General features: G+C 40.9%; 13 protein-coding genes. All 13 read right to left on the bottom strand.

What is annotated here, in order from left to right:
* Positions 1 to 57: 57 nt before the first annotated feature.
* Positions 58 to 846, bottom strand: a complete 789-nt coding sequence (gene lpxA / locus QQJ93_RS13255; RefSeq protein WP_089123361.1) for an acyl-ACP--UDP-N-acetylglucosamine O-acyltransferase — start codon at positions 844 to 846, stop codon at positions 58 to 60.
* A gap of 10 nt (positions 847 to 856) precedes the next feature.
* Positions 857 to 1,309 (bottom strand): 3-hydroxyacyl-ACP dehydratase FabZ, encoded by a 453-nt coding sequence (gene fabZ / locus QQJ93_RS13250; protein ID WP_089123362.1) that lies wholly within the window; start codon positions 1,307 to 1,309, stop codon positions 857 to 859.
* Between the two features lie 206 nt (positions 1,310 to 1,515).
* Positions 1,516 to 2,535 carry a UDP-3-O-(3-hydroxymyristoyl)glucosamine N-acyltransferase gene (gene lpxD / locus QQJ93_RS13245; protein ID WP_089123363.1) on the bottom strand — a complete coding sequence of 340 codons (1,020 nt, stop codon included), beginning with the start codon at positions 2,533 to 2,535 and terminating at the stop codon, positions 1,516 to 1,518.
* 12 nt (positions 2,536 to 2,547) lie between these two features.
* Positions 2,548 to 3,057: an OmpH/Skp family outer membrane protein gene (locus tag QQJ93_RS13240; protein WP_089123611.1), complete on the bottom strand. Its 510-nt coding sequence runs from the start codon at positions 3,055 to 3,057 to the stop codon at positions 2,548 to 2,550.
* A 28-nt stretch (positions 3,058 to 3,085) separates the two neighbouring features.
* On the bottom strand, positions 3,086 to 5,515 hold the full coding sequence (gene bamA / locus QQJ93_RS13235) for an outer membrane protein assembly factor BamA (RefSeq protein ID WP_089123364.1): 2,430 nt from the start codon (positions 5,513 to 5,515) through the stop codon (positions 3,086 to 3,088).
* Between the two features lie 54 nt (positions 5,516 to 5,569).
* Positions 5,570 to 6,928, bottom strand: coding sequence for a sigma E protease regulator RseP (gene rseP, locus QQJ93_RS13230; protein WP_089123365.1), 1,359 nt, complete (start codon positions 6,926 to 6,928; stop codon positions 5,570 to 5,572).
* The gene (gene ispC, locus QQJ93_RS13225) at positions 6,928 to 8,130 is read right to left on the bottom strand and encodes a 1-deoxy-D-xylulose-5-phosphate reductoisomerase (RefSeq protein WP_089123366.1); all 1,203 of its coding nucleotides are present in this window, start codon (positions 8,128 to 8,130) and stop codon (positions 6,928 to 6,930) included. Before ispC ends, rseP begins: the two co-directional genes overlap by 1 nt.
* 59 nt (positions 8,131 to 8,189) lie before the next feature.
* Positions 8,190 to 9,035 carry a phosphatidate cytidylyltransferase gene (locus QQJ93_RS13220; protein ID WP_089123367.1) on the bottom strand — a complete coding sequence of 282 codons (846 nt, stop codon included), beginning with the start codon at positions 9,033 to 9,035 and terminating at the stop codon, positions 8,190 to 8,192.
* A gap of 14 nt (positions 9,036 to 9,049) precedes the next feature.
* Positions 9,050 to 9,802 (bottom strand): undecaprenyl pyrophosphate synthase, encoded by a 753-nt coding sequence (gene uppS, locus QQJ93_RS13215; RefSeq protein ID WP_089123368.1) that lies wholly within the window; start codon positions 9,800 to 9,802, stop codon positions 9,050 to 9,052.
* A gap of 88 nt (positions 9,803 to 9,890) precedes the next feature.
* Positions 9,891 to 10,448: a ribosome recycling factor gene (gene frr, locus QQJ93_RS13210; protein WP_089123369.1), complete on the bottom strand. Its 558-nt coding sequence runs from the start codon at positions 10,446 to 10,448 to the stop codon at positions 9,891 to 9,893.
* A gap of 76 nt (positions 10,449 to 10,524) precedes the next feature.
* Positions 10,525 to 11,259, bottom strand: a complete 735-nt coding sequence (gene pyrH / locus QQJ93_RS13205) for a UMP kinase (protein WP_089123370.1) — start codon at positions 11,257 to 11,259, stop codon at positions 10,525 to 10,527.
* Positions 11,260 to 11,542: 283 nt separating this feature from the next.
* Positions 11,543 to 12,388 (bottom strand): translation elongation factor Ts, encoded by an 846-nt coding sequence (gene tsf / locus QQJ93_RS13200; protein WP_089123371.1) that lies wholly within the window; start codon positions 12,386 to 12,388, stop codon positions 11,543 to 11,545.
* Positions 12,389 to 12,550: 162 nt separating this feature from the next.
* Positions 12,551 to 13,279, bottom strand: a complete 729-nt coding sequence (gene rpsB / locus QQJ93_RS13195) for a 30S ribosomal protein S2 (RefSeq protein WP_089123372.1) — start codon at positions 13,277 to 13,279, stop codon at positions 12,551 to 12,553.
* Positions 13,280 to 13,429: the final 150 nt, after the last annotated feature.

The following is a 13,429-nucleotide window of genomic DNA, read 5'->3' as shown; positions in this document are numbered from 1 at the left end:
GCCTAAGTTAACTAGGCCTCTTTAATCAATCATTGATCGCTTCACTAAGTACGACTATTAACGAACAATGCCGCGCTTAGAAGAGTCAATAAATTCAATCATAGCTTGTACAGATTCAAACTGCGCTGCATCTTCTGCCATTTCTAGCTTAGCTTCCTCTACCGTATTCTTATTACGATAAAGTGATTTATAAGCACGACGAATTGCATGTATTTCTTTTTTCTCGAAACCACGACGTTTCAAACCTTCAAAGTTTACACCATAAGGTTTGGCATGGTTACCTTGAGCAATAACAAATGGGGGAACATCTTGGGCAACACCAGAAGCACCACCTACCATACTATGCTGACCAATTTGACAAAACTGGTGCACAGCAGACATACCACCGATAATAGCAAAGTCACGAACCGTTACGTGTCCAGCTAGTGTCGCATTATTTGCAAGGATACAACGGTTGCCAACAACACAATCATGCGCAACGTGAACATTGATCATAAATAGGTTATCACTGCCAACTCGTGTAATACCTTCATCTTGCGTTGTACCACGGTGCATACTAACGCTTTCACGAATAATATTACGATCGCCAATGATTAACTTGGTTGGCTCACCTTTGTATTTCAAATCTTGGCAAGCTTCACCAATAGACGCAAATTGGAAAATTTTATTATCTTTACCAATTACCGTTGGGCCTTTCACCACAACATGAGAATAAATTTCTGTACCTTCGCCGATTTCAACATCCGCACCAATATAGGTAAAAGGACCAATTTTTACATTGGCAGCAATCTTCACACCCTCTTCAATAACAGCTGATGGGTGAATCTGAGCAGTTTCATGGATCATAAGGCTACCTTTAAAATTCGCGACGAGCACATTTAAGTTCAGCAGAGCACACAACTGCGCCATCCACTTTAGCTACACCATTAAACAGTGCAATTCCACGACGATCTTTAATAAATTCAACTTCAATAATTAATTGATCACCCGGTACCACTGGTTTACGGAATTTTGCATTATCAATACTCGCAAAGTAATACAATTCATTTTCAGCTGGCGCGCCAAATGATTTAAATGCTAATAATCCGGTTGCTTGAGCCATCGCTTCAAGAATAAGAACACCAGGGAAAATAGGTAATTGTGGAAAATGACCTGTAAATTGAGGCTCGTTAACCGATACATTTTTCAAAGCAACTAGATACTTTTCTTCTTGATAATCGGTAACACGATCAATTAATAGGAAAGGGTAGCGATGAGGAAGAAGTTCGCGAATTTCCGTAATATCTAGTGTTTTCTTTTCTGTAGTCAAAATTATTATCCTATTAATAATCGTCAAAGTCGGTCTATATACTCAAGTAACTAATTATATACTGAAGTTATTGCGCTATAAATGAAAAAGACCTGTAACAGACAGGTCTTTAGCGTTCAAGTAACATCAATATGCAAAATCAGGGATTTCTCACAGAAAAGAAACCAATTGAAATCACCTAGATGTTACAAGTTAGACCGATTTGATTAATCTTCAAACTTCTTTTCAAGCGTTTTTAGACGTTTATGCATTTCGTCGATCTTAAGAGTACGTGCCGCAGTTTTACGCCACTCTTTATTACTCTGTAAGGGTATACCTGATGAGTATACGCCTTTCTCTGTAATACTGCGCATTACCATACCCATTCCGGTAATGGTTACGCCATCGGTTATTTCAATGTGACCATTCAATACCGATGCGCCGCCTATAATACAGTACTTACCGATTTTGACACTACCCGCTACGGTGGTACAACCAGCCATAGCAGTACCATAACCAACGTGAACGTTATGGGCAATTTGAATATGATTATCGATGATCACATTATCTTCAATAATAGTGTCATCAATCGCACCACGATCAATCGTAGTACAAGAACCGATTTCAACGCGGTTACCTATAATGACCGAACCAAGTTGAGGTATTTTCACCCACTCACCACGGTTGTTCGCATAACCAAAACCATCAGATCCAATCACAGTATTAGATTGAATTAAGCAAGCCGTACCAATTTCAACATTGTGGTAAATGCTCACATTCGCCCACATTTTTGAGTTGTCACCAATTTTGGCATTTTTACCGATAAAGCAACCCGCTCCGATCACAACGTTATCGCCTAGCACCACACCTGATTCAATGACTGCATTGTGACCAATACAAACACCTTCACCGATGACAGCATCAGGTGCAATCACGGCACTTGCTTCAATTCGTTCTGCCGGTTGTGGTGTAGTATCTAAAGCTTGTGCAACTAAGGCAAAAGCTAAATAAGGGTCTGCAACAACAATCGCGTTGGTTTGACAAAATTCTAATTCACTCGATTTAATCAAAATCGCTGTGGCTTGGCACTCTGCAAGGTGCTTACGGTATTTTGCGTTAGTCAAAAAAGTAATTTGACCTTCGCCCGCTTTATCCATGGCAGCAATGGAAGAAACGGTTAATTCACCGTTTCCATGTAACTCACCACCTGTAATCGTTGCTAATTCAGCAAGAGTAAGTTTTGGCATCTTTAACTTCTATTATTTAAGTTCTTTAATTACAGCGTCTGTGATATCTGAATCTGGTTTTGCATATTGAAGTGCTTGCGCATCAATAATCATGTCATAACCTTGTTTTTCAGACACTTCTTTGATTGCATCTTGAATCGTAACGAATAGCTTTTGTTTTTCAGCCGCTTCACGTTGCTGTGCGTCACGCTCTAGTGACTGACCTTGTACTTTATATTCTGCTTGTAGTGAACCAATTTCAATTTGCAGCTTACGCATATCATCTTCACTTAGAAGTTGACCATCACGGCGCACTTTATCCATTTTAGTCTGAATTTTCTTCTGCAGAGAATCTAACTGAGCTTTTTGGTCTTTAAATTCAGATTGAAGTTTTTTCGCAATAGCCTCACGTTGAGGCAACGTTTGGAAAACTTTAGCGGTATTCACATAACCAATTTTTTCTGCAGCTTGAGCAGCATTTGCCACTAAAGATGTTGTCAGTACAGCTAGGCTAAGACCTGCGACTTTAATAAATTTTTTCACAATCATTTCCTTACAAAGGGCTAAAAAGTTAGAAGGTTTGACCAATCGTAAAGGTAAAGAATTCTTCATCATCACCTTCATAAATTTCAATTGGCTTCGCCACCGAGAACACTAAAGGCCCCATAGGTGACATCCATTGCAACGCCATACCATACGAAGCACGGAACGCAAATGGGTCTGAATAATCATAGTAATAATCTTTACCGGCCATATTAGCATCAGCATCACGATACTTAAATTCGGTATCCCATACACTGGCTACATCAACAAACACACTTGTACGCACTGATTGCTGAATTTCTTCAGAAGCAAATGGAGTTGGAACAATTAACTCAACACTTGCCAGTGCTGTAGCATTACCACCAACCGATTCATCAGTTGCCACGTAGTTAGGGTTATTACCGCCATTACTCCCACCTTCATTATACACAGCTTTAGGCCCTACTGAGTTAGAACCAAAGCCACGTAATGATGAGAAACCACCCGCGTAGTAGTTTTCATAAAATGGGAATAAGTTATCATTCCCATCGGTTGAACCGTAGCCATTACCATATCCCAAACGACCACGAAGTAATAATGTGAAATCTTGTTTTTGAGTTAATGGTATATACTGCTTAGCATCATATTGCATCTTATAATATGGAACGTCAGAGCCAGGTACGGTTATTTTAAAAGTTGCACGTTGGTGGTTACCAGCGGTTGGGAAATAACCACGGTTTAAATTATTTCGAGTCCACGAAATATTAATATCAAAATCATCAACATCCAATTCACCAGATTCAGTATCATAGTTCCCAGCTGACTGCTGCGAAGCTAAGAAACCTTCATTTTGTACATACGGGTCAATATTGGAAATTTTATTGTGGGTATAACCTATCCCTAATTCGATGAAGTTTAATTCATTAATAGGAAAACCCCAGGTTAAATCTGTACCGTAGCTTTGGTTGGTATAGTCAACAATACCCGCTTCTGATGCTTCAAACTCGTTGTAGAAAATCTTACCGCCCAAACTAACACCGTCTAGTGTCCAATATGGGTCACGATATTCTAAACTGACATTTTTTTGGTAATCATTGGTCATGGCGTTAATACCAATACGATTACCGGTTCCTAAGAAGTTATCTTGCTGCAGACCAACCTGAAAACTTACACCGGACTCTGTACCATAACCAACACCAAAGTTCACACTACCCGAGTTCGCTTCCTTCACGTTATAAACGATATCAACTTGATCTTCAGTGCCTGGTACTCGCTGGGTTTGCACATCAACCGTTTCAAAGAAACCAAGACGATTCAAACGTGCTTTACCGGTTTCAATGGATTTTGAGTTTAACCAACCACTCTCCATTTGGCGCATTTCGCGACGCAATACTTCATCTTTGGTGATGTTATTACCAGTAAAACGAATATCACGTACATACATACGGTTACCCGGATCGACTTGAACTGTCAGTGTCACTTCTTTTTTATTGTCATCAAACTCAGGAATGGTTTGTACTTTAGGATAAGCGTACCCTGATTCCCCAAGCGTTTTCTTGATATTCTCTTCAAGACCCGTCACTAGCGAACCATTATAAGTATCACCAGTTTCAAACGGCACCATCTCGGTGAAGTCATCTTGTTTACCGATTAGGTCACCACGGAATTTAATTTCTTTAACCGTGTAAGGTTCACCTTCGTTTAAATTAAGCGTGATATATACACCTTTTTTATCCGGTGAAATTGAGACATTAGTCGATAGCACTTTAAACTTCAGGTACCCACGATCAAAGTAATAAGTCCGTAGTTTTTCGATATCACCAGCAAGAACTTGCTTTTGATACTTTTCATCGGCCATGAAATTCCACCACGGCACATCAGCATTCAAATCAAAACGAGAAAGGAGTTCACCATCGGTAAATACTTCGTTACCAATAAAGTTAATTTGTTGAATTTTAGCTGATACACCTTCAGTAAATACAAACTTCAAATCCGAACGGTTCCGAGGTAGTGGTGTTACCACCGCTTTTACCGTTGCGTTGTATTTACCCACGCTGTAGTAGAAATCTTCTAGTCCCTTTTCAATCGTACTCAGTTTAGTGCGGTCTAGAGCTTCCCCCACCCGAATACCAGAAGCATCCAAGTTTTGTTGTAACTGCTCATCTTTAATCGCCTTGTTACCGGAGAATGAGATCTCAGCAATGGTTGGACGCTCTTTAACTTGTACGAGTAAAACGTCACCATCTCGAAAGACTTTCACATCTTCAAAGTTACCTGAAGAATACAGAGCTTGAATAATAGCGGAGGCATCCTGCTCATCAACCGTATCACCGACACGTACTGGCATTTTGAGCAATACCGCACCGAGCGCAACTCGCTGTAAACCTTCGATCTTGATATCTGATACTTCGAAAGAGTCAGCGTGTGCAACCGTGCTGAGCATCAGCAAAGTTGAAATCCATAAACGTTTGATCGCCATAAACTTTATTATTAATCCTTTATACTACTTGGCCTTATTAAACCACTACTGGCACTACAGGCGAGCAAAATCATTGAAAATTGCAATTAACATCAGAGAGAAAATCGCCGCACTACCGATGCGATATCCCACTTCTTGTACTTTTTCTGGGACTGGGCGGCGAATCACAGCTTCGATAGCAAAAAATAACAAATGACCACCATCAAGTACAGGTAAAGGCACTAAGTTGATAATCCCTAAATTCACACTAATTAATGCTAAGAAACCTAAAAAGTAAACTAATCCATAATCAGCCGTTGCACCCGCACCTTTAGCTATCGAAATAGGGCCGCTCAAATTTTTAATACCGACATCACCTGTGATGAGTTTTTTCAACATAGTGAGTGTTAAGTCAATAATTTGTCCCGTTTTTTCCACCGCTTTAGGTATAGAGGCTAACACACCAAACTTTTGCTCAAAGCGGTAAGATTCAGGCCATTCTCCCACTGATGGTGCAACACCTGCAAACCCTATTGTGTCACCATTTTTTAAAGTTTTGCTCGCTGGAAATAAGCTCAAGGTCAGTTCTTGGCCATCTCGATTAACTTTTAAACTCACTTCTTGCTCTGGATTTGCAACAACGGTATCAACAAATTGCTGCCATGCTGTCACTGCCTCACCATTAACAGCAATTAACTTATCACCGACTTGTAAGCCGGATTTTTCAGCAGCACTACCTTCCGTAATATTCGAAATAGTAGAAATAATTTCAGGTCGATATGGTTGAAAACCTAATGTGCCCATTGCTGAGTCAACTTCTGGGTCAAACTTCCAATCTTGGGTGTTTAAGGTAACAGTACGTTCAACCCCTAACTCACCCGCTGAAGCAAGCTTCATAACTATCTGATCATCCCCAATATGAGAGATCAGAGCCATATTCACCGAATCCCAATCAGAGGTTTGGATACCAGAAATTTCTTTAAGTTCCATCCCCGATTCAATTCCTGCTTGAGAAATAATAGAATTGGGCGTGACTTCACCAATAACCGGTTTCACTGCGGGTACACCGATCATAAAGACTAGCCAGTAAGCAAAAATAGCGAAGAAGAAGTTAAAGGCAGGACCAGCAGCGACTATCGCACTACGGCGCCATAAACTTTTATGATCAAAAGCTAAATGTTTATCTTGCTCTGCCACTTCATCAACGCGAGAGTCCAACATTTTAACGAAGCCGCCGAGTGGAATCATTGAGATGGAGTATTCAACGCCATCCTTACCCTTACGACTCCATAATGATTTACCAAAGCCTATTGAAAACTTTTCGACTTTAACGCCACAACGTCTCGCTACCCAAAAATGACCAAACTCATGTACAGCAACGAGTATGCCAAGGGCTACGATAAATGAAGCTAAATTCCATAATATGCCAGTCATTAATTACGCTCTGCTAAAGTTTCTGTTGCATAAATTCGAGCTATTCTATCTAGCTCAAGTAAGCTTTCCAAACTCTCCGTTCCAAGAGTCGATAAGCCACACACTTTATTCATTACTATTTCGTTAACTCGTGCAATATCTGTAAATTTTAATTGACGATCCAAAAACGCCGCGACTGATATTTCATTGGCTGCATTAATTGCAGTAGTGGCATGTTGCCCGGTGTAGCAAGCATCAATCGCTAACTGCAAACATGGGTATCTTGACATATCAGGCGCTAAAAAGGTCAGTTCAGTTAATGCTGTAAAATCAAGAGGTTTAACACCTGAAGGGATACGATTTGGATGAGACATTGAAAGCGCGATAGGAGTGCGCATATCTGGTTCTCCCATTTGCGCCAATACCGAACCATCATTGTATTGCACCATCGAATGGATCACCGATTGCGGATGAATCAAAACTTTTAGCTGTTCTTGCTTAGCATTAAATAGCCATTTTGCTTCAATAAATTCTAAGCCTTTGTTCATCATAGTTGCAGAATCAACTGAGATCTTTGGCCCCATCGACCAATTAGGATGAGCAATTGCCATTTCAGGCGTCACTGAATCAAGACTTGCAATATCACTATAACGAAATGGACCGCCCGATCCGGTTAATAAGATGGAGTGAATACCACCTTCATCTAAATCACAGTAACCAAGTTGATTCTGTACGCTCTGAGATAAACATTGGAAAATAGCATTATGCTCACTATCGACAGGAAGAACTTGTGCACCGTATTGCTTAGCCGCATCGATAAAAAATTGGCCTGACATTACCAAAGACTCTTTATTAGCAAGTAATATGCGCTTACCGGCTTTAACCGCCGCCATCGTCGGTAATAAACCAGGAGAGCCTACGATTGCCGCCATCACCATATCCACGCCATCAGCAGAAGAAATAGCGCATAAGCCATCAACTCCAGCAACAACTTGAGTTTTACAGTTCACGTTTTTAAGACGTTTTTCTAACGCCAATGCAGCCGCTTCATCAGCCATTGCCGCCATTTTAGGCTGCCATTTTTCACATAAAGCTTGCATGCTTTCAACATTAGAATCAGCGGATAAAGCATACACTTCAAATTGTTCAGGGTTATGCTCAACTACCGATAAAGTACTTGCTCCAATTGAACCCGTTGCACCTAAAATTGTTATCTTTTGCATGATCAATCAACCATTAAGAATAAATACATCAATATTCTTCCTATATTTCGTGAGGTAGATTATTGGCAAATAAAGTACAACAAAGCAAAAACTGGAAATGCCGCGACAAGACTATCGATGCGATCAAGAATGCCACCATGCCCTGGGATAATATTACTGCTGTCTTTAATATTAGAAACGCGCTTAAACATGCTTTCGACTAAATCACCTAAAACAGAAATAACCACTGTAACGAAAGTAATAAATAGCATCACTGTCAAGCTAGCAAAGTGAATATCCAGTAAAGAAGAAGCAAACCAACCAACGATCATGGCTAAGATAATGCCACCAAATAACCCTTCCAGTGTTTTGTTAGGGCTAACATTCGGTGCCATTTTATGTTTACCAAATGTTTTTCCTGAAAAGTATGCTCCAGTATCAGCAGCCCATACTAACAAGCAAACAAACATAACTAATTTAGCACCGTGATAAGGGTTCAAAGCATAATCTTGGGCTCTAAGTAGAAAGACCGCCCATAAAAAAGGAATAAGAGATAACATGCCAAATAGATGACGCAAAGCAACGCTCTTCTCCCACAAATTCATACTTTTTGGGTAGGTTAGCGCTAAACCACTCGCTACAATCCACCAGATCGCCCCTGCCGATAATATCCATAGGTGCGTCTCAGAGACTATTGATAAGCTTAGGGTATCAAATGGAAAAACAGCAAAACTGCTAGCCAAAACCACTAAAGACGGAATAAGACTAAGTGCACGTGATTTAGGTAAAACAAATTGAGTCCACTCCCAAAAACCAATAATAGATATCGCTGTTAACGCAACAATGAAAAAAGGAATTGAAAGTTCAAACACCCCCCATAAAACCAAAGGCGCTAAAATCAATGCTGTTATTATTCTTTGTTTCAAACTTTCGTCCTTTATTATTGAATCATCAACGATTGTAGTTGCTCACTCGTGCAACCAAAGCGTCTTTCACGATTGATGAACCAAGCAATGGCGTCCAACATTGCTTGCTCATCGAATTCTGGCCAAAATAAATCAGTAAAATACAATTCTGCATACGCCATTTGCCAAAGCATAAAATTGCTAATTCGGCACTCACCGCTAGTGCGAATCATTAGATCGACATCCGGTAAATCAGCCATAGATAAGTGCTGGGATATCGTTGCTTCGGTAATGTCTTGTGGCTGAAGTTGTCCCTCCGATACCTGTTGGGCCACTTGCTTAACCGCTTCAGTAATATCCCATTTACCGCCATAATTAGCGGCGACATTAATCACAGTGCCAGTATTCGCTTCAGTTAGTGCTTCTGCTGCTGCAATTTTTTTCTGTAATGCTGGACTAAAACGGGTTTTATCACCAATAATCTGTAGGCGTAGATTATTCTTATGCAGTTTTTTGACTTCTCTGGTTAACACCGTCATGAAGAGGTCCATGAGTACATTCACTTCTTCTTCCGGGCGCTTCCAATTTTCACTGCTAAATGCGAATAAAGTAATGGCTTTTATTCCCAATCGACTTGCGGTTGAGATAGTTTCTCGCACTGATTTAACTGCCATTCTATGACCATAGATACGAGGTTTACCACGTTGCTTAGCCCAACGACCATTGCCATCCATAATAACGGCAATATGTTGTGGTAGTAGATCAGATGAGAATTGAATATCAGACATTATTTTATTCATACTTGTAGGCAGGTTTTGCATAAAAAAGGCGCTGTGCTGTACCGCACAGCGCCCTCAAGCAGATAGAAAAAGAAGATTAAACTTCCATCAACTCTTTTTCTTTCACTGCAAGCAACTCATCAATGTTTTTAACAGCTGCATCAGTGATTTTTTGAATCTCGTCTTGCGCTTTACGATCTTCATCTTCAGAGATTTCTTTATCTTTTAAAAGCGCTTTAAAATCAGCATTTGCATCACGACGAATATTACGTACAGCGACACGACCACCTTCAGCTTCGCCACGAACAATCTTTACAAGGTCTTTACGACGCTCTTCTGTTAATGGTGGAAGTGGTACACGAATTACCGTACCAGCAGACATTGGGTTAAGACCTAGATCTGATTTCATGATGGCTTTTTCTACCATTGGCGTCAGCTCTTTATCAAAAACAGTAATTGCCAATGTACGCGCATCTTCAGCAATGATGTTAGCAACTTGGTTTAAAGGCGTTGGTGCACCGTAATATTCAACAGAAATATTTTGCAGAATACTTGGGTGAGCACGGCCTGTACGGATTTTTGAAAGGTTATTTTTTAGTGCTTCAACACTTTTTGCCATGCGCTCTTGAGCGTCTTGTTTAATTTCGTTAATCACGATATCACCTTGTTATTTGTATTTTCTACAGAGCGAACACCTTCACTCTCGCGATGTTAATTGCTTTATCACGTTCTTATTCTGGCAGCTCGCCGATTAGTGTGCCTTCTTGCTCACCCATTACGACACGACGCAAAGCACCTGGCTTGTTCATGTTGAATACGCGAATTGGCATTTTATGATCACGAGCTAAAGTGAAGGCAGCTAAGTCCATCACTTTTAATTCTTTTTCCAGCACGCTGTTGTAACTCAGTTTATCACACAAAACAGCGTCTGGGTTAGCAACTGGGTCAGCAGTATAAACGCCATCCACTTTGGTTGCTTTTAGTACAATATCTGCTTCAATTTCGATCCCGCGTAGACATGCTGCTGAATCAGTTGTAAAGAATGGGTTACCCGTACCAGCAGAAAAGATCACTACACGGCCTTGACGAAGTTGACTGATCGCATCCGCCCAGTTGTAATCATCACATACACCTTTTAATTGAATCGCAGACATTACTCGCGCATTCACATAAGCACGATGAAGCGCATCACGCATTGCTAGGCCATTCATCACAGTCGCTAGCATCCCCATGTGATCACCAACTACACGATTCATGCCAGCTTCCGCTAGACCAGCACCACGGAATAGGTTACCACCACCAATAACAACGCCAACTTGTACGCCAAGTTCAACGAGTTCTTTAATTTCTTGAGCCATGCGATCCAAAATAGCCGGATCGATACCAAAACCTTCTTCACCCTGTAGAGCTTCGCCACTAAGTTTTAACAAAATACGCTGATATGCAGGCTTAGGATTCGTTGTCATGGAGTTTACCTTTCAAAGTATGGTTGATTAACGGTTATGAATAGACAGATTATGGTTCCTGGTTCCTGGTTCCTGGTTCCTGGTTCCTGGTTCCTGGTGATGCTAGATATACTGCACATTCATAACAATTAATAATTTAGTCTATTCCATCTAATAACTTAAAGCATTGCACTAGCTGTGAAGTGCTTTCCTAGGGACTAGGAACTAGATGCCTAGGGCCTTTTCCTCACAAAAAGACCGCAGCAGTGCCACGGTCCTTTAGGTTAGCTATACAAATCAGGAATTAACCTTTTTGTACCGCTGCAACTTCTTCAGCGAAGCTCATTTCAGCCGCTTTTTCGATACCTTCACCAACTTCTAGACGAACGAAGTTAGTTACTGAAGCGCCTTGCTCTTTCAAGAATTCACCAACAGTTTTCTTAGGTTCCATGATGAAAGCTTGACCAGTAAGAGAAACCTCACCAGTGAACTTCTTCATACGACCAATAACCATTTTCTCTGCGATTTCTTGTGGTTTGCCTTCGTTCATTGCGATTTCAACTTGAACCGCTTTCTCTTTAGCAACAACATCAGCAGGAACATCTTCAGGGTTTACGTATTCAGGCTTAGATGCTGCTACGTGCATAGCAACTTGCTTGATTACTTCATCGCTAGCATCACCAGCAACAACTACACCGATACGCTCACCGTGACGGTAAGAACCGACTTTAGCACCTTCAATGTATTGAACACGGCGGATGCTGATGTTCTCGCCAATTTTTGCAACTAGAGCGATACGAGTGTCTTCAAATTTAGCTTGAAGTGCTTCTACATCTAAACGCTCTGCAACTGCAGCATCAAGAACTTCGTTAGCAAATGCTAGGAAATTCGCATCTTTAGCTACGAAGTCAGTTTGGCAGTTTACTTCAAGAAGCGCGGCAAAACCGTCCGCTTCTTTTACTAAAATAGTACCTTCAGCAGCAACGTTACCCGCTTTTTTAGCAGCTTTAGCCGCACCGCTTTTACGCATGTTTTCGATTGCTAATTCAATATCAGCATTCGCTTCAACAAGCGCTTTTTTACAATCCATCATGCCTGCGCCAGTACGCTCACGCAATTCTTTAACTAGAGCAGCAGTTACTGTTGCCATGGTTTAATCCTCGGTTGATTCCAAAAATGGTAAAAAACAGGGGCCAGGCTAATATTTTATTAAAAGCATGTCCCCTATTTGTAACTATAACTCAATCTCAGCTATTCATTTATGACAGCAAGATTAAGTGGCTAGGGTCTGTTGAACCTAGGAGTTACGATATTAAGCTTCTTCTACGAAACCGTCTTTATCAGCAACTGCAGCTACGTCTTTGTTACGACCTTCAGTTACCGCTTGACCAGCAGCGTTTAGGTATAGTTGTACCGCACGGATTGCATCGTCGTTACCAGGGATAACGAAATCTACGCCATCTGGGTCAGAGTTTGTATCTACAACAGCAAATACTGGGATACCTAGGTTGTTTGCTTCTTTAATAGCAATGTGCTCGTGATCAGCATCGATTACGAATAGTGCGTCAGGTAGGCCACCCATGTTTTTGATACCACCAAGAGATTTCTCTAGCTTATCCATTTCACGGGTACGCATTAGAGCTTCTTTCTTAGTTAGTTTTTCAAAAGTGCCGTCTTGAGCTTGAGCTTCGAAATCTTTCAGACGCTTGATTGATTGACGAACAGTTTTGTAGTTAGTCAACATGCCGCCTAACCAGCGGTTGTTTACGTAGTACTGGTTGCTGTTGATAGCTGCTTCTTTTACTGCTTCAGAAGCTGCGCGCTTAGTACCAACGAAAAGAACTTTACCTTTACGCTCACCGATTTTGCCTAGCTCAGCTAGTGCATCGTTGAACATTGGAACTGTTTGTTCTAGGTTGATGATATGAACTTTGTTACGAGCGCCAAAGATGAATGGCTTCATTTTTGGGTTCCAGTAACGAGTTTGGTGACCAAAGTGAACACCAGCTTTAAGCATATCGCGCATTGATACAGTTGCCATTATATAATCCTCTATATGGGGTTAGGCCTCCACATCCCCCATGATACCGACCCTTTCGCTATAAATAAGCTTAAAAGAGCACCCCGGATCACGTGTCGGAATGTGTGTGATTTAAGAAATAAGTATATGAAACCCACACTACTTCGCCTT

It is taken from the genome of Vibrio algivorus, from assembly GCF_030161215.1.
GTDB classification, from domain to species: domain Bacteria; phylum Pseudomonadota; class Gammaproteobacteria; order Enterobacterales; family Vibrionaceae; genus Vibrio; species Vibrio algivorus.
Note: the sequence above shows the minus strand (reverse complement) of the source record. Positions and strands in the feature narration are given on the sequence as shown.

Coding starts and splice junctions, on each gene's coding strand:
- bamA (WP_089123364.1), bottom strand. CDS start 5,515: ATGGCGATCAAACGTTTATGGATTTCAACTTTGCTGATGCTCAGCACG.
- rseP (WP_089123365.1), bottom strand. CDS start 6,928: ATGACTGGCATATTATGGAATTTAGCTTCATTTATCGTAGCCCTTGGC.
- lpxD (WP_089123363.1), bottom strand. CDS start 2,535: ATGCCAAAACTTACTCTTGCTGAATTAGCAACGATTACAGGTGGTGAG.
- pyrH (WP_089123370.1), bottom strand. CDS start 11,259: ATGACAACGAATCCTAAGCCTGCATATCAGCGTATTTTGTTAAAACTT.
- uppS (WP_089123368.1), bottom strand. CDS start 9,802: ATGTCTGATATTCAATTCTCATCTGATCTACTACCACAACATATTGCC.
- lpxA (WP_089123361.1), bottom strand. CDS start 846: ATGATCCATGAAACTGCTCAGATTCACCCATCAGCTGTTATTGAAGAG.
- ispC (WP_089123366.1), bottom strand. CDS start 8,130: ATGCAAAAGATAACAATTTTAGGTGCAACGGGTTCAATTGGAGCAAGT.
- tsf (WP_089123371.1), bottom strand. CDS start 12,388: ATGGCAACAGTAACTGCTGCTCTAGTTAAAGAATTGCGTGAGCGTACT.
- rpsB (WP_089123372.1), bottom strand. CDS start 13,279: ATGGCAACTGTATCAATGCGCGATATGCTTAAAGCTGGTGTTCACTTT.